Here is a 16,819-nt window from a genome sequence, read left to right as displayed (position 1 = left end):
GTTTTGAATATTTTAAATTATTTATGGCACAAAATAAATCTCTTATTTTTATAATCGAATAACTTAGCGGTATACTTTGTCTCTAACTCTTTTTTATCTATTTTTGCTCAACATCAATTAAATTATTATTGTATGTTCGATGATATAAAGAGAGCTTCTTTTAAACATAAGAATAATAAGCCATGGTATTATGTAAAGAACTATGTTCGTCAGGTGCTGCCTTTTTCCATTTATCAAAGGCAGTTAGATATAAAATTAGCTGGCTTAAGTGATTTAGACAGTGCCTATATACAAAAGAGGGTAGATTATTATAATCGTCTGGAGAGAATAATCGAATTGCCTGATTCGGCAGTAGTTTTATCCGATTTTAAATTGAAGGATTATTTTAAGGTCTATTATTTTGATGCTTTCGAGTATACTCGTTACTTCTCTCAGCATCTGAAAATTTGTCCAGTTTTTGGAGATGTTATTCATGTTCCTGACTACCCTTCTATAGTAAAGAGTAGACCTATAGCGGGAGACAATACTAATTCGGTAGTAATGAAATTAGAAAAGATAAGGCATTTTTTATTTTTGAATGATAAAAAGAGATTCGAAGATAAAAAGGATATGCTTATTGGACGAGGAAAGATTAGGCAAGAACATCGGATACGTTTTATGGATATGTATTATGGACATCCAAAATGTGATGTAGGCCAGGTTAATATAACCCCCGATGCTAAATATCCGGCCAAACGCCTGACGATAGGAGAACATCTTGATTATAAATTTATACTTTGTCTTGAAGGGAATGATGTAGCAAGTAATCTGAAATGGGTTATGTCTTCGAATTCTTTGGCTGTAATGCCGAAGCCTAAATATGAAACTTGGTTTATGGAAGGTACTTTGATTCCAAATTACCATTATGTGCTAATTAAAGATGATTATTCAGACTTGGAAGAGCGCATGAATTATTATATTGAACATCCTGATGAAGCCAATCAAATCATTAATAATGCTCATCAATATATAGATCAATTTAAAAATAAGGAGCGTGAGGATTTGCTGAATTTACTTGTTTTAAAAAAATATTTTGAAAAGACGGGACAACAGTATTAATAGAGGGATGTTCTAAATGTTTTGTTAATCTGGTTATATTCCATGATATATGAAAAAGTCTCATTTCTTAAAAACTCTTTATCTGCAAAAGCCGCTTTTGTTAATCTTACTTATAGCCGCTTTATCTACCTTACCATGGATTGGATTAGGTGATTTTTATACAAAAGGGGAGCCTCGTGAGGCGGGACTAGCTATATCTATGATTGAAAAGGGAGAGTGGATTATACCTTCTAGTTATGCAGATGAATTTGCTTATAAACCACCATTAAGCCATTGGTTAATTGCAGGGTTTTCCCTCGTGTTAAACAAAGGAGAGGTTACGCCATTCACCTCACGCTTACCATCAGCTTTGGCATTCATTGCTATGGTTGGTATTTGTTTTATGTTTTTTTCTCGCAGGCGTCCGGTCTTGGAAGGTTTTGTTTCATGTCTCATATTAATTACTTGTTTTGAGATTCACCGGGCTGCTATGACAACAAGGATAGATATGTTGTTGACTTTTTTGATGGTGGCAGCGCTGATTCAATTATATACGTGGAATCAAAGACGGCGATTTGGACAACTTATCTGTGTTTGGGGACTACTTTCTTTGGCAACTTTAGCCAAAGGACCTGTGGGTGCTTTGTTGCCATGTATGATTTTCGGAGTGTATTTACTCACGCAGAAAGAGAATTTTTTAAAGGCTGCTGCAAAATGTATAGCAATATTGATTTTGGCTCTTTTAATACCTGCTTTGTGGTATTATGCAGCATATCAGATTCAAGGGGACGCTTTCCTCGAAAAAGCGTTTGCTGAGAATTTTGGCCGTTTCTTGAGAATTGAAACAGCCGATTTAGGTATTGATTATGACTTGGGTGTAGTTAATCCGTGGTATTACTATCCGATAACGATTATTGCCGGGTTTTTACCATGGACGATTCTTTTGCTTGTATCTTTATTCTTTATTAAATATAAGAAACCGACGATATCAATAAAGTCTTTCTTTGAAAATTTTTTATCTATGGATAAGGTTCTCCTGTTTAGTTTGCTTGTAGTAATTATTTCTCTTGTATTCTTCACAGTGCCAGCCTCGAAGCGCAGTGTTTATATAATGTTGACTTATCCATTTATGGCTATATTTATAGCACGATTCTTTATTTATCTTTCCGATACTAAACCTAAGGCTGTGCGTATATCTACTTCTATTCTAGTTGCTGTAGGCTCATTGGCTATTATTATCGTGGGTTTAGCATATGTGGGAATCATAAATGTTGAGGAGTTGGGCCCTTATATATCGAAACGAGAAAGAACCCTACGGGATGTGAAGATATTCTCTGATATCTTTAAAAATATGGGATGGCTCGGACTGTTGGCTGTTATTGTTTTGTCTTGTGCAATTTTTAATAGTCTTTACTTGCTGCGTAGGAAGATGAATCTAAAAGTTTTGATGGCTGGGTTTGGAGTAATGTTTGCGATTAATGTATTTATGGATGCATATCTTTTAGCTGGATTTAAAGATGCCTATTCTACGCGTCCTTTTGCCGAACTCCTTTCAAAAAAATATGAATTAAAAGATAATGTTTTTGTAACCAACTACTTAAAAGATTATAGAAATCTTTATGCTCTTAATTTTTATTTACATAACGATTTTAAAAATATAGAAATTGAACAACCTGAATGCGGATATTTTATATCTTTGACGCAAGATATCGACAGGGTTAAAGAACAATACAAAAACTACGAGTTTACTTTGCTCGAATCGAGTAATAAGCTTAATGAATATAAAGATGAAATGCTCTTTTTTAGAATTGAGAAAAAGAAATAGCATTTCAATACAAACTTAAAAGACGCGGATGAAGCAACAAATTAGCGGTCTAGCTAAGCAAAAATCTATTCGGCAATTAGTTAAATATGGCCTGGTTGGAATTCTTGGCCTGATAATCGATATGGGGCTGTATTATCTACTGGTAACAAGGCTTTCTGTGCATTACCCTTTTTCGGAAATCATCAGCTCTATATTAAAGGGTAATATGTCCGTTGGCATGATCGATATTCTTATATCTAATATTATAGGTCAAACATTAGCCGTTATAAATAATTTTGTATTGAATAGTTACTTTACCTTTAAGGTTACAGATAATAAATTAAGGCGTTTTTTGTCGTTTGGAACTGTTGCAATTGTCGGTATGATAATCAGTTCTATGTTGTTAACTCTTTTTATTGGAGTAATGAAGATTGATGATATGATAGCAAAAGTAATTGCTATCTTTATCGTGGCTGCTATTCAATTTTCTATCAATAAGTTTTTTACATTCAAAGAGCGCTAATAACATTTTTTTTCTTAAATTAGCATCATTAAACAAATAATAATTGTAGAAGGAGATCAAACAAAACACACAGTTATTTGTTCTACTTATTGTAATAGAACGATGATTAATGATAAGGGCTACAGCTGAATATTGGGCTTTTTACTTTCAATAATCTAACTTGTTTGAATATATTACAAACTAGCATAACTCATACTCTGTAAATTAATTCGCAAGATGCTAAGTAAAGGAATAAGAAAACATGTTTCAAACCCTGTTTTAGGGTTGTTGCCATTTATTGTATTTGTAGTATTTCGGATGGTGGGTATTCCAGAGGGGTATGCTCTGATAGCAGGTTTTTCTTTTGCTATTCTTGGAGAGATATTAACCAGAATTTACTATAAAACCAGGCTCTTCAGTATTACATTCTACATTTCAGCTATCTCTATAGGGGTTACTTTTGTTATTTGGTTTTTTACTTATAAATATATTAGAAAGCCCTATACGTATGTAGTCTTGTGCGAAGTGCTTATTATTACCTTATTTATGATTTTACGCCTGAGCCGGACTTATATTGTAGCGCATTTCTTTCGCCAGAAGAATCCAATCCAGAAAGTCTTGATGAATGAGTTTTATGAGTCTGCCGCTCTTATTCAATATGGTCTCACATTACATGTATTCGGAATTTTATTATACAGGCAGTTTACGATAGATGATGCATTGGCCAATGCTCTCGATGCAATAGTTTTTCCTATAATACCTGTTTTGATTATTTTATTGGTAGGGGGATATAAAATCTATAAAATAAGTAATCTCGCTTCTAGACTGAGACAGGAGGAATGGCTTCCAATAGTTACAGAAAAAGGTGAAGTGACCGGTAAAATTGCAAAAAATGTATCGTTTAATATGAAGAATAAGTTTCTTCATCCTGTTGTCCGTGTAGCTCTTATCTCAGACTCTAAGGTATATTTGCAAGAAAGGTCTCTAGATGATATTTTAAGCCCTGGGAAACTTGATTATCCGTTCGAAAAGTACATGTTATTCAATCATGAAATTAATTTAGCTGCTCGAAATAGCATAAGTCATATGATTGGGAATGAAGTGGACTTTTCTATTAAATTCTTATTGAAATATGTTTTTGAGAATGAGGATACAAAACGGTTGATCTTTCTTTTTATAGCAAACGTAGATGATGAGGATAAGATAAGAAGAGAGGGTAAAATGCGAGGTAAGTTTTGGACTGTAAAACAGTTGGAAGAAGGATTCGCTGATGAGATTTTTGGAGAATGCTTTGAATTGGAATTTGAATATTTAAAAAATATGGTGCTTGTTCCATCCGACATATTTGGTGATGCACATGTTGCGGCAGGAGCCAATTAGATTGCTACATACTTTTTCTGTTTCTCCATACCTGATATGAATTTACTATATTTTGCCAGAGTACATATGCTCCGGGGCCTATCGAAGATATAGGATTTAGATAAGTTTGAGCCATCCAGATAGCAAGAATTGTATTCTTTTGTCCTAAACCTTGTCCTCCCGCAACAGTATCTTTATATACAGATCCTATTCGTCTTCCTATTAGGAATTGACTTACGCATAAGATGAGAGCAGACAGTGCAATTGAAACTTCAATAATATAGCTGGTGCTTTTCTGATCCAGTATAAATTGCACAGTTTTACCTGTGATAATGATTAGTGCGATAGACCATAGATAGAAAGAAAGACCCTTTGCTTTTTGTATTTCGTAGTGTACTCTGGGAAGATATTTTTGTAATACGAGAGCCCCGAAGAAAGGAAGAAATAAGAGTAAAAATACCTTTTGGAAAACAATCCATACCGAATGACTGAATGACTCAGCATTTATTTCACCTGTGAAAGAGAAGATGATGGGTGCTATGATCACAACAACCATATTACTGAGGAGGCTATAGGCTGTGAGGCTAGCCACATTTCCTCCCAGCATACCTGTTATAACAGGAGCAGAGGTTGCCGTAGGTGCAAATATACATACCATTGCTCCTTGGGCAATTAGGGGATGAACAGGAAGTAGGAGTATATAAGCGATAATAGATCCTATTGTTTGTATCAATATTAGCCAAAGATGTAAACGTGTGAAGCGAATATTTTTTAATGATATGTTACAATAGGTAATCAGCAACATTATAACAATGAGATACGGTGTCAGAAATGACATTGTATTCATGTACTTATGTAATATTATCCCCATTGCCATAGCAATGGGCATCATATAAGACTTTATTCTATTAAGCATAATTGCTATTTGTTGGACAAATTTAGCAAATATATTCTTGTCTTACAGAGCTTATTATATGCTAATGATGATAAGATATACAAAAATTGATGGGATAGCTAATATTGTGCTGTCGAAACGGTCTAGTATTCCTCCGTGCCCTGGTATCATTGTCCCGGAATCTTTTACTCCTAGGGTCCTTTTTATTAAGGATTCAAATAAGTCGCCCCAAGTCCCGCATACTACTGTTACAGCAGCAAAGCCAAGCCATGCGATTGTTGATAGGTTAGGGAAGAAATATGCAAAAATTAAAGAAGAGCAAATTGATACAATCGCGCCACCTATAAACCCTTCCCATGACTTCTTAGGAGAAATTCGTTCAAACAGACGATGTTTACCAAAAGCCATCCCCGTGAGATAGGCGAATGTGTCATTTACCCATATAAAGACGAGTAGGGCCAGTATGTATACATAATGGTAACTTCCAGGTTGGTACGCAAAAACAAGGTAATTTGTTAATGCCATAGGGGCAGCGATGTATAGTTGTCCTAACAGTGAATAGGCTAAGGATTGAATTGGGTTTGAGCGTTTAAGATATAGTTCGCTAATAAAGAGAGTGATTAAATAAATAATGTAAGGTATAAATGCAATTGCTGTGGATGAATATACACAATAATAGAAGCCTCCAACAAATAAGAAAAATCCACCTAATATATTCCATGTTCGTATTACAGGTACTTTAGCATCCTTCTCTACTAATCCGTAAAATTCATAGAGGCATAATACTGTGATCAGTGAAAATACAATAAGAAAACTATATTCATTTATAAGCATCCCTCCAAGTAATAAGCTTATAAATACAGCTCCAGCTAGAAAGCGGACAACAATATTAGGTAATTTCAAGGCGTTTTTATTTTTTATAAAAAAAGTATTCAATAGTCCATTTATGATATAATAAGGTATGATAAATATTGAATTTATTTAAATAATCAATAGATATGTAACCTTGACAAGACAAAAGTAGTAAAAAAGAGTATACCAAAGCCTGTCAGATAAAGAAAAAGGTACAGAAGCTTATTTTCTGTACCTTTCATATTGTTTGATCGAAATTTATTCTTCCGATTGGTCTTCTTGTGCTATTATTCCTGGAGAGCTATCTTCCCCTGTCTTTATTTCTATTTCAACATTCTTAGGAAGTTCTTCTGTTTCTTTGATTATCTCTTCCGAACGAGAAACCCATTGGCGCTCTCCGAATATTTTTTTCAGGTCATCTGCAAAAATTACTTCTTCGGTAATGAGCAGATTCGCTAATTTAGCATGTCCTTCACTATGTTTTCTTAGTAATTGTTTTGCCCGTTCGTACTGCTCATTGATCATAGCCTGAACCTCTCTGTCAATCAATAAAGCAGTTTCTTCACTGTATGGCTTGGTGAAACCATACCCTTCGCCGGATGAATCATAGTAACTTAGGTTAGGCATCTTTTCGCTCATACCCAAATATGAAATCATAGCATAAGCTTGTTTTGTTACACGTTCCAGGTCATTTGCTGCTCCAGATGATATATGACCAACAAAAACTTCTTCAGCAGCACGTCCGCCTAGTAAGGCACACATTTCGTCCAGCATCTGTTCTTTTGTGGTTATTTGTCTTTCTTCAGGTAGATACCATGCTGCACCTAAAGCTTTGCCTCGAGGTACAATAGTTACTTTTACCAACGGGTTCGCATATCGTAAGAACCAACTTAAAGTGGCATGGCCGGCTTCATGAATGGCGATGGTCTTTCTTTCATCTAAGGTGGTGATTTTATTTTTCTTTTCTAATCCACCAACAATACGATCTACTGCATTTGTAAAGTCTTCTTTTTGAACAACCTTTTTACCTTTACGGGCAGCAATTAAAGCAGCCTCGTTACAAACGTTGGCTATGTCTGCACCAGAGAATCCCGGGGTTTGACGAGAAAGGAATTCAACATCTACAGTATCATCGATCTTAACGGGACGAAGATGTACTTTGAAAATCTCTTTACGATCGTTTACATCCGGTAAGTCGACTGTGATCTGACGGTCGAAGCGCCCTGCACGAAGCAAGGCCTTATCTAGGATATCAGCGCGATTTGTTGCTGCAAGAATGATAATCCCGCTGTTGGTTCCGAACCCATCCATTTCTGTAAGGAGTTGATTCAATGTATTCTCCCTCTCATCGTTCGATCCCATATTCAGGTTTCTTCCACGAGCTCGGCCAATGGCATCTATTTCATCAATGAAAATTATACAAGGCGATTTTTCTTTTGCTTGTTTAAACAAATCTCTTACGCGTGAAGCTCCTACTCCGACAAACATTTCTACAAAGTCTGATCCTGAAAGAGAGAAGAAAGGAACATTAGCTTCTCCTGCCACAGCTTTAGCTAGCAGGGTTTTTCCGGTTCCCGGAGGTCCTACAAGCAAAGCTCCTTTGGGGATTTTACCTCCTATTTCTGTATAGCGAGAAGGATTTTTTAGAAACTCTACAATCTCCTCTATTTCTTCTTTTGCTTCTGACAGCCCGGCCACATCTTTAAATGAAACACGTAGGTCAGAGCCTTTGTCATAAAGCTGAGCTTTTGATTTGCCCACACTAAACACTCCACCTCCGCCTCCGGAGCCACCTCCCGACATACGACGCATCATATATATAAACAAGCCGAATATAAGTATAATAGGTAAGAAGCTTACCAGTATTTCCCAAGGGCTTGTTCCTGATTCATAATTAACGTCTATATCATAGTTATTCTCTGCTTTTACTTTGTCATAAAAATTAGAAAATATTTCGGAGGAAGGAATCTTTACATTTAAGGATGGATTATCACCTACTTTGTCTGCATTTCCTTTAAACACACGTTTGATAGAATCTTTTCTAACAACTGCATTTAGGGTGTTATTTTTTGTGTCAACTGTAATTTTACTGACACTATTATCTGCTACATAACCCTGAAATTCTGACCATGCAACTTCTTTTTGTATCCCCGCACTATTTTCTGTGAAAAGATACATACCGATAATTGCTGCGAATACAATCAGATATATCCAATAAAGATTGAAAGGCATTTTAGGCCCTTTTGAACCAGGTATTCTAGGTTTGTTATTATCTCCTTTGTTGTAATTGTCCATATACTATTTAAAATATGTATGTCTTAATTTAATTTCCTTTATGTTAAGAAATATAACAATCGACAAGGGTGTTTTGTTGGCTTACTCTATATCAGGGATAGATTCCAGCTTAGCATCTGCCCATAAATTCTCGATGTTATAAAATTCCCGCAATTCAGGCAAGAATACATGTACAATAACCGTACCATAATCTATACCAACCCAACGTCCTTCACGCAATCCATCCGACGATATCGGGCGTTCTTTTTTCTTTTTCTTTACGGAGTCAAGAATTTCTTCAGAGATAGCAGATACTTGTGTAGGTGAGTTTCCTTCGCATATAACAAAATATTGGCATATGGATCCGGGTAGTTCTGTCATATCGACTATTACAATGTTTTTTGCTTTTTTATCTTGGCAAGCGGCCACAATATTATTTACTAAGCTTTTTACTTCTTTCATTAGTTATATATAAAACTGTATTTTAAAATTTGAAACTACAAATATAGTCTGATTTTTGAACAATTCATTCATATCTTATAGAAGAACAATTAATTAATGGAGAAAAAATGGGAAAGTAGTATGATTTACTTTGCTTACATTCTTATATAAGAAAATTAAGGAGTCGTTATTGACGACCCCCTTCTTTTGTCTTATAAGATTATTTACTCAAATTAGTAATGCTCTCTTTTATAGTTCTTATCTTGCTTTCTGCATCGGCTTGTTTTTTTCGTTCATTATCCACAATTTCGGGCTTGGCATTTGCGACAAACTTTTCATTGCTCAGTTTATTCGCAACAGATTTCAAGAATCCTTCAAGATAAATAAGTTCGTCGTTCAATTTTTTCAACTCAGCTTCTATGTCAATGTTATTTCCTAGAGGTACAGAAAATTCTGTTGTTCCTACAAGGAAAGATACAGAAGTTGTATCCTTTTCGTTAACAGTTTTGATTGAAACGAGATTTCCCATTTTAGAAATAACACAATCAAAATCGGTTTTGTATTCTCCGATAACTTCAAGTGATAATTCTTCTTTGCTAGGTATATTCTTTTGTAAACGTATAGTGCGGATGCCGGCTATCGTCTCTTTAACCTTTTCGAATTTATTTATTAATTCGTTATCAAATGCCGATTCTTTTGGCATATCGGATATCATGATGCTTTCACCATCTTTTCGTTCGCTCAGTGCTTGCCATAGTTCCTCTGTTATGAAAGGCATAAATGGATGAAGCAGGCGAAGTAATGAGTCGAAGAAGCCTAATGTCGCCTCGTATGTCTTCTTGTCTATCGGTTGCTGATAAGCCGGTTTTACAATCTCAAGATACCATGACGAGAATTCGTCCCAAAATAATTTGTAAACAGCCATCAAGGCTTCTGATAAACGGTATTTCCCGAAAGAATCATCAAGTTCGGCTATAGTTTTCTTCAGTATGTTCTGGAACCATTCAATAGCAATCTTTGCTGATTCGGGCTGCTCAATATTTCGATCAACTTCCCATCCTTTAACTAAACGGAAAGCATTCCATATCTTATTGTTGAAGTTACGGCCTTGTTCGCAAAGGGCTTCATCAAATGGAATGTCATTCCCTGCAGGGGCGGTTAGTAATAAGCCCATGCGTACTCCATCTGCACCGTATTTTGCCATAAGTTCGATAGGGTCAGGAGAATTTCCTAACTGTTTCGACATTTTACGTCCATCTTTATCTCGAACGATTCCTGTGAAATATACGTTTTTGAAACAAGCTTCATCACGATATTCATATCCTGCCATGATCATACGGGCTACCCAAAAGAAAATGATGTCGGGCCCGGTTACTAAATCATTAGTAGGGTAGTAGTATTTTATTTCTTCATTATCAGGATTGTTTATGCCATTAAATACCGATATAGGCCAAAGCCATGAAGAGAACCAGGTGTCAAGGCAATCTTCATCCTGACGAAGGTCTTCGATGGTAAGATTCGGGTTTATTTTCTTCGCTTCTTCCAATGCTTTTTCCGGAGTTTCTCCTACTACAAAACCACCTTCAGGTAGATAATAAGCCGGGATTTGATGTCCCCACCAAAGTTGGCGACTAATGTTCCAGTCTTTGATATTCTCCATCCAGTGACGATATGTGTTTTTGAATTTAGCCGGATAGAATTTGATTGTGTCATTTTCTACAGCATCAAGTGCTGGTTTTGCAAGATTCTCCATTTTAAGGAACCATTGCATCGAAAGCTTAGGTTCGATAGGCACATGAGTCCGTTCCGAGTAGCCAACGCTATTGGTGTATGCTTCTGCTTTTTCCAATAAGCCTGCTTCTTGTAGGTCTTTTTCGATCTTCTTACGTACATCGAAACGATCCATACCCGCGTACTGAAGCCCATGCGCGTTCAAGGTTCCATTATCGTTGAAAATATCTATACCTTCAAGATTATATTTTTCACCCAGCATATAGTCGTTTACATCATGTGCAGGGGTCACTTTAAGAAATCCTGTACCAAATTCCACATCTACATACTCGTCCTCTATAATAGGAACCACACGATTGGCAATAGGAACAATTACCTTTTTACCTTTCATATGTGCCGTCTTAGGGTCGTTTGGATTTATACAAACTGCAATATCTCCAAAGATAGTTTCAGGGCGAGTGGTTGCAACTACAATATAACCATCTTCACCCTCTATCTTATATCTTACATAATATAATTTGCCATGTTCTTCTTTGTGGATAACCTCCTCATCTGAAATTGCTGTTTGTGCAGCAGGATCCCAGTTTACCATACGTATTCCGCGGTAAATAAGTCCTTTGTTATATAAGTCCACAAAAACTTTGAACACACTTTCAGAACGGATTTCGTCCATAGTAAAACAAGTCCTGTCCCAATCGCATGATGCGCCAAGCTTCTTTAACTGTTCTAGAATAATACCGCCATGTTTATGTGTCCAATCCCATGCATGTTTAAGAAACTCATCACGGCTAAGGTCATTCTTTTTAATGCCTTCTGATGCAAGTTTTCCTACAACTTTTGCTTCAGTTGCGATAGAAGCATGGTCTGTTCCGGGTACCCAACAAGCGTTTTTACCCATCATGCGGGCACGACGTACAAGTATATCCTGTATTGTATTGTTCAGCATATGTCCCATGTGTAGTACACCGGTGACATTAGGTGGAGGAATAACAATCGTATAAGGTTCGCGACTGTCTGGCTCGGAATGGAAAAACTTATTTTCCAACCAATATCTGTACCATTTATCCTCTACTTCGGCAGGATTATATTTACTTGCAATTTCCATATTAGTGGTTCTATTCTTTAATGAGGGTACAAAAATACAAAATAGTTTTTATTTGTTTCATATTTTGTAATATACAAGTAAAAATGTACATTCGGTTCTCATTCTTTTTAAATTAAATATATCATGAGAATACTTTGTAAACTAGTCTTATTATTGGTTGTTATTTTTACGGTTTCATGTAGTAAAAAAGAAAATCCCGTCTCTGTATCTTTAAATGTGATGAGTTTTAATATTTGGGTAGGTGGAGGAAAGTCTATTGGCGCAACGGCCGAAGTTTTCGTTAATAGTGGAGCTGACATAATTGGGGTTCAAGAGGCTTCCCGGGATGATAGAAATATTGCGGAATATATTGCGGACAGCCTCGGATGGCATTCTTATGTATACGACCGTAGTCCGACGATTATTAGTAAATATCCGATTATAGATACTTCTGCCAATAAACATGGTGTTAAAATTAAAATAGATGAGAGTCATTATGTCTGGATGTTTAATGTCCATCTGATACATTGTCCATACGAACCATATCAACTTAATGGTATAGAGTATTGTGGAGCTCCGTCTTTATCTACAGAAAATGAGGCTATAGAATCGGCTAGGCAGTCCAGAGAAAAGGATGTTAAATCCAATATATCCGATATTTTAAGTGTACAAAAAGAAGGTTATCCGGTTTTCCTGACAGGAGACTTTAATGAGCCATCTTGCCTGGATTGGACATCTGAGGCGGTAGAGGCTAAGTTGTGTAAAATAGCTGTTAAATGGCCATCGACAAAAGCTTTTATAGATAGTGCAGGCATGAAGGACTCTTATAGAATACTTTATCCGGACGAAGTCAAAAATCCCGGTTATACATGGACTCCTTTACCCGAAACCACAGCTTATACGGAAGTTTTGGATCGTATTGATTTTGTATTTTTCTGGGGTAATAATATAGAACTTAAGAATTCTCAGGTTTTAGGGGAAGAAAGTCCTGAAAGTGACATTAAATTCAATAATTATCCTTCCGATCATAGGGCAGTATTGAGTTCCTTTATTATTAAATGAAAGCCTAGGTTCTTTCATTTGCCTAATAGCATTATTATTAATAATCCGGTGCAAACGGACGAGATTGTAGCAACTAGCCCGGGAAGCATGAATGAGTGGTTTAATACCCATTTACCTATACGGGTTGTTCCTGTTCGGTCAAAATTAATGGCGGCAACAACAGTCGGATAATTCGGGAGGAAAAAATAGCCATTTACCGTTGGAAAGAGAGCAATCAGCATCCAAGGAGATATCCCGAGTAGAATACCTAAGGGCATTAACGCACGTACGGTGGCTGCCTGACTGTATAATAGGATAGACATTACAAATAATGCAACACCAAATATCCAAGGTGTGGAAGTTACAATTCCCTCGATGGAGGAGCTTAATTGTTCCATATTCCCATTTATAAAAGTATCACCCATCCATGCGATACCAAAGATGGCTACAACAGCTTGCATGCCGGCTACAAACACTGAACCTTGCGCCGCCTTAATCCCGTTAGTATTTGTAATAAGCAGAATTAGTGCTGCGGCCGACAGCATTAATATTTCTATGATGATAGGCATATTTAATGTCCTGCCTCCAATGTTCCGTAAATTTTCTATCGAGCCAAAGAGAATTATGAAAACAGTTGCCATTATGAAGATGAGTACTGATAGCCCTGCTTTACTTATTAGTTTGTGATCTTCTTGTTTTAGAATATGACTATCATTAAACATTCCCGCTTTGAGTCTTTTAATATACTCTTCATCTTCGTGAAGTTCTTTACCCAATCGCATACTTACTAGAGCACCAAGCAATACACCGACTAAAGTAGAAGGAATACTTATCATCAATATATCGAGTAGAGTTATATTAAATCCTGCCAACATACTCAGTAATGCAACTGTGGCCGCAGATATAGGACTGGCTGTTATTGCTTGTTGCGAAGCAATTACGGCGATGGAAAGGGGGCGTTCGGGACGAATCTTAGTTTCTCGTGCTACTTCGGCAATTACTGGCATTACAGAATATGCGACATGTCCTGTTCCGGCTACAAAAGTGAAGAGATAAGTCACTAATGGGCTTAATAAGGTTATTCGTTGAGGGTGTTTTCTTAAAAACTTTTCAGCCACTGCTACCATGAGGTCAAGTCCACCTGCTGCTTGCATACAACCTGCTGCAGCAATAACAGCAACTATCATCAGCATTACATCTATAGGAGGGGAGGTTGGTTCAAGCCCGAATCCAAAAACAAGTATCGCTAATCCTAAGCCTCCCATTACACCTAACCCGATACCTTGAATACGAGCTCCGATAATTATAGCTGTAAGAATAAAAAGAAATTGTATTAACATGTTGTATAATAATAAGATTAAAGGGGTAACTCCCAGTATAACATTTGTGTGAATGTTTTGTTGTGTGAATTTAATTCTATCATAATATTATGGTTAAATTAATTCTGACAAATATAGATTATATATTTAATTTCTACTTTATAATTCTTGTAAATAGGTACACATTTAGAATATCCATTTTTATTTTATGTTAACTATGGAACTACTTAACATTTTATCAAGTAATTCTTCTTTGTTTATATATTTAATCCTAATAATTTATACTAATTTTGCACTCTTATTCAATAATCAGGTATGCGTACATTGCAAGAGCTTGTAAATACGGTAGATCCGGGTTGGCCTATTATAAAGGAATGGATAGATGCGGCCAAAAACAAGGTGGAGATTTTACCTTGCGACCGTCAGCGAGCTGAAAACGCTCTGGTAAATACACAAGTAACTACACGTTCTTTGATGGGAGCTGTTGTTTATGAAACAGGAGGCCTGTTGATAGATAATGGTTGGATCAGAATATTAGGATCGGGGTCAGATCGTATGAAAAGATCATTGCCTGATTGGAATCAAGGAAAAACTTTTGAAGAATTCGGAGAACCTGCGCCATATATGTTGGTTGCAGATGATGTTATTGGTGGCTTTTATGCGATCAATGGAGGGTTCTTTGGTGAAGATGCAGGTAATATGTATTATTTTTCTCCCGATACATTGGGTTGGTTACCTATGGCAATAGGATATAGTCAATTTCTCTTATTTTGTTTCGAAACTGATATGGATGACTTCTATGAAGGTCTTCGCTGGAAAGATTGGAAAAGAGATGTGACTGTACTAAGTCCCGATTATGCTTATAATTTCTTTCCCTACCTATGGACGAAGGAGGGAAAGGATATAAATGATATTTCTAAAAAAGTTGTTCCTGTAGAAGAGATTTATAACTTTAATATGGAAATGAAAGATACGTTAGGTTAATATAAAACAAATAACACTTATGCAAGTCACAGAAAAAGAAGCGGATGAAATTATCCAACCAATTAGAAAAACAGATCTGATCTATCAAATAGAGGATAAACCGCCTTTCAGTGAGGCTATCTTTGCAGGCTTTCAACATCTGCTTGCAATATTTGTTGCTATTATAACACCTCCATTAATTATATCCCGCGCTTTGAACTTTAGTGCCGAAACGACAGGATTCCTCGTTTCCATGGCATTATTGGCATCGGGTATTTCTACTTTTATCCAATGTCGCCGTTTTGGCCCTGTGGGATGTGGGTTGCTTTGTATACAAGGAACCAGTTTCTCTTTTATCGGAGCATTGACCGCAAGTTTTGCCGCAAAAGGCGATATGACAGAGGCTGCTATTCTTGCTGCTATATTTGGGGTTTGTATTGCTGCTTCTCCGGTGGAAATGATTGTTAGTCGTTTACTAAAATATACAAAGAAGATCATTACTCCTTTAGTTTCCGGTATTGTGGTTACAATGATAGGTCTTTCATTGATCAAAGTCGCAATCATATCGTGCGGAGGTGGGTTTGGAGCTATGGGTGTTGAAGGTGCAAAAGGGTTCGGTAGCCCTCAAAACCTTGGATTGGCAGCCCTTGTTCTTGTATCTATTATAATACTGAATGGAATAAAGAATAAATATATTCGTATGAGTTCTATTATTATAGGGATCATAATCGGTTATGTAGCTTCTTACTTTATGGGTTGGATAGATTTCTCTAATATGGGAGAAATCGGTGCATTTACAATTCCTCAACCGTTTAAATATGGTTTAGGATTTGATCTTTCTGCATTTGTTGCTGTTGCAATTATTTATTTTATAACTTCAATTGAGGCTTATGGAGATATCACAGCCAATTCGATGATCGGAGGAGAGCCTATTGAAGGTCCTAAATTTATGAAACGTGTACAAGGTGGGGTTTTAGCCGATGGCATTAATTCAGCTATTGCAGGAGTATTTAATTCTTTTCCCAACTCAATATTTGCTCAGAATAACGGTTTGATTCAGCTGACAGGGGTTGCTAGTCGTCGTGTCGGATATTATATTGCTGTGTTTCTTGTTTTATTGAGTGCTTTCCCATTTATCGGCGGTATATTTTCCATTATGCCTGAGCCGGTTCTTGGTGGGGCTACATTGTTAATGTTTGGTACTGTTGCAGCATCAGGTGTTCGTATCATAGCATCACAAAATATCGATAGAAAGGCTATTCTTGTACTTGCTGTAAGCTTTGCTTGTGGATTAGGAGTAGAGCTTGTTCCTGATATCTTATTACAGATGCCAACTTGGGTAAAAGGTATTTTTGCATCTGGAATTACAACTGGTGGCGTGGTAGCTATCATTGCTAATGTTGTTATTCGTGTCAAAGAATAAATTCTAGAAGCCTTGTTTTATAGATTGTGTAATATAGGTACTTTATTATATATA

13 protein-coding genes are annotated in these 16,819 nt (G+C 36.4%); 7 read left to right on the top strand and 6 right to left on the bottom strand.

Going from position 1 to position 16,819, the window contains the following annotated elements:
- Nucleotides 1–132 precede the first annotated feature (132 nt).
- The 4 genes from JGH11_RS09675 to JGH11_RS09660 all read left to right on the top strand — a co-directional run bounded on the left by JGH11_RS09675 (nt 133) and on the right by JGH11_RS09660 (nt 4,763).
- Nucleotides 133–1,098, top strand: coding sequence for a glycosyl transferase family 90 (locus JGH11_RS09675; protein WP_201111381.1), 966 nt, complete (start codon nt 133–135; stop codon nt 1,096–1,098).
- A gap of 49 nt (nt 1,099–1,147) precedes the next feature.
- A complete protein-coding gene (locus JGH11_RS09670; RefSeq protein ID WP_201111380.1) occupies nt 1,148–2,902 on the top strand; it encodes a glycosyltransferase family 39 protein in 1,755 nt (584 codons plus the stop codon).
- A 28-nt stretch (nt 2,903–2,930) separates the two neighbouring features.
- Nucleotides 2,931–3,404, top strand: coding sequence for a GtrA family protein (locus JGH11_RS09665; RefSeq protein WP_201111379.1), 474 nt, complete (start codon nt 2,931–2,933; stop codon nt 3,402–3,404).
- Nucleotides 3,405–3,620: 216 nt separating this feature from the next.
- On the top strand, nt 3,621–4,763 hold the full coding sequence (locus JGH11_RS09660) for a hypothetical protein (protein ID WP_201111378.1): 1,143 nt from the start codon (nt 3,621–3,623) through the stop codon (nt 4,761–4,763).
- A gap of 4 nt (nt 4,764–4,767) precedes the next feature.
- Here JGH11_RS09660 and JGH11_RS09655 read toward each other — a convergent pair whose 3' ends face one another.
- The 5 genes from JGH11_RS09655 to JGH11_RS09635 all read right to left on the bottom strand — a co-directional run bounded on the left by JGH11_RS09655 (nt 4,768) and on the right by JGH11_RS09635 (nt 12,040).
- On the bottom strand, nt 4,768–5,658 hold the full coding sequence (locus tag JGH11_RS09655) for a transporter (RefSeq protein WP_201111377.1): 891 nt from the start codon (nt 5,656–5,658) through the stop codon (nt 4,768–4,770).
- Between the two features lie 54 nt (nt 5,659–5,712).
- A complete protein-coding gene (locus tag JGH11_RS09650; RefSeq protein WP_201111376.1) occupies nt 5,713–6,540 on the bottom strand; it encodes a phosphatidate cytidylyltransferase in 828 nt (275 codons plus the stop codon).
- A gap of 207 nt (nt 6,541–6,747) precedes the next feature.
- Nucleotides 6,748–8,784: an ATP-dependent zinc metalloprotease FtsH gene (gene ftsH / locus JGH11_RS09645; RefSeq protein WP_201111375.1), complete on the bottom strand. Its 2,037-nt coding sequence runs from the start codon at nt 8,782–8,784 to the stop codon at nt 6,748–6,750.
- 81 nt (nt 8,785–8,865) lie between these two features.
- The gene (rsfS, locus tag JGH11_RS09640) at nt 8,866–9,225 is read right to left on the bottom strand and encodes a ribosome silencing factor (RefSeq protein ID WP_201111374.1); all 360 of its coding nucleotides are present in this window, start codon (nt 9,223–9,225) and stop codon (nt 8,866–8,868) included.
- Nucleotides 9,226–9,424: 199 nt separating this feature from the next.
- Nucleotides 9,425–12,040: a valine--tRNA ligase gene (locus JGH11_RS09635; protein ID WP_201111373.1), complete on the bottom strand. Its 2,616-nt coding sequence runs from the start codon at nt 12,038–12,040 to the stop codon at nt 9,425–9,427.
- A 123-nt stretch (nt 12,041–12,163) separates the two neighbouring features.
- Between JGH11_RS09635 and JGH11_RS09630 the strand changes: the two genes are divergently transcribed.
- Nucleotides 12,164–13,081: an endonuclease/exonuclease/phosphatase family protein gene (locus tag JGH11_RS09630; RefSeq protein ID WP_201111372.1), complete on the top strand. Its 918-nt coding sequence runs from the start codon at nt 12,164–12,166 to the stop codon at nt 13,079–13,081.
- A 14-nt stretch (nt 13,082–13,095) separates the two neighbouring features.
- Here JGH11_RS09630 and JGH11_RS09625 read toward each other — a convergent pair whose 3' ends face one another.
- Nucleotides 13,096–14,400 (bottom strand): anaerobic C4-dicarboxylate transporter family protein, encoded by a 1,305-nt coding sequence (locus JGH11_RS09625; protein WP_201111371.1) that lies wholly within the window; start codon nt 14,398–14,400, stop codon nt 13,096–13,098.
- Between the two features lie 294 nt (nt 14,401–14,694).
- Between JGH11_RS09625 and JGH11_RS09620 the strand changes: the two genes are divergently transcribed.
- Nucleotides 14,695–15,363 carry a DUF2625 domain-containing protein gene (locus tag JGH11_RS09620; protein ID WP_201111370.1) on the top strand — a complete coding sequence of 223 codons (669 nt, stop codon included), beginning with the start codon at nt 14,695–14,697 and terminating at the stop codon, nt 15,361–15,363.
- 19 nt (nt 15,364–15,382) lie between these two features.
- The gene (locus tag JGH11_RS09615) at nt 15,383–16,765 is read left to right on the top strand and encodes a nucleobase:cation symporter-2 family protein (protein ID WP_201111369.1); all 1,383 of its coding nucleotides are present in this window, start codon (nt 15,383–15,385) and stop codon (nt 16,763–16,765) included.
- Nucleotides 16,766–16,819: the final 54 nt, after the last annotated feature.

The sequence above is a fragment of the Dysgonomonas sp. Marseille-P4677 genome, from assembly GCF_016652235.1.
Classification (GTDB): Bacteria; Bacteroidota; Bacteroidia; order Bacteroidales; family Dysgonomonadaceae; genus Dysgonomonas.
The sequence above is the reverse complement of the archived record's forward strand: the minus strand, read 5'-3'. Positions and strand labels throughout refer to the sequence as shown.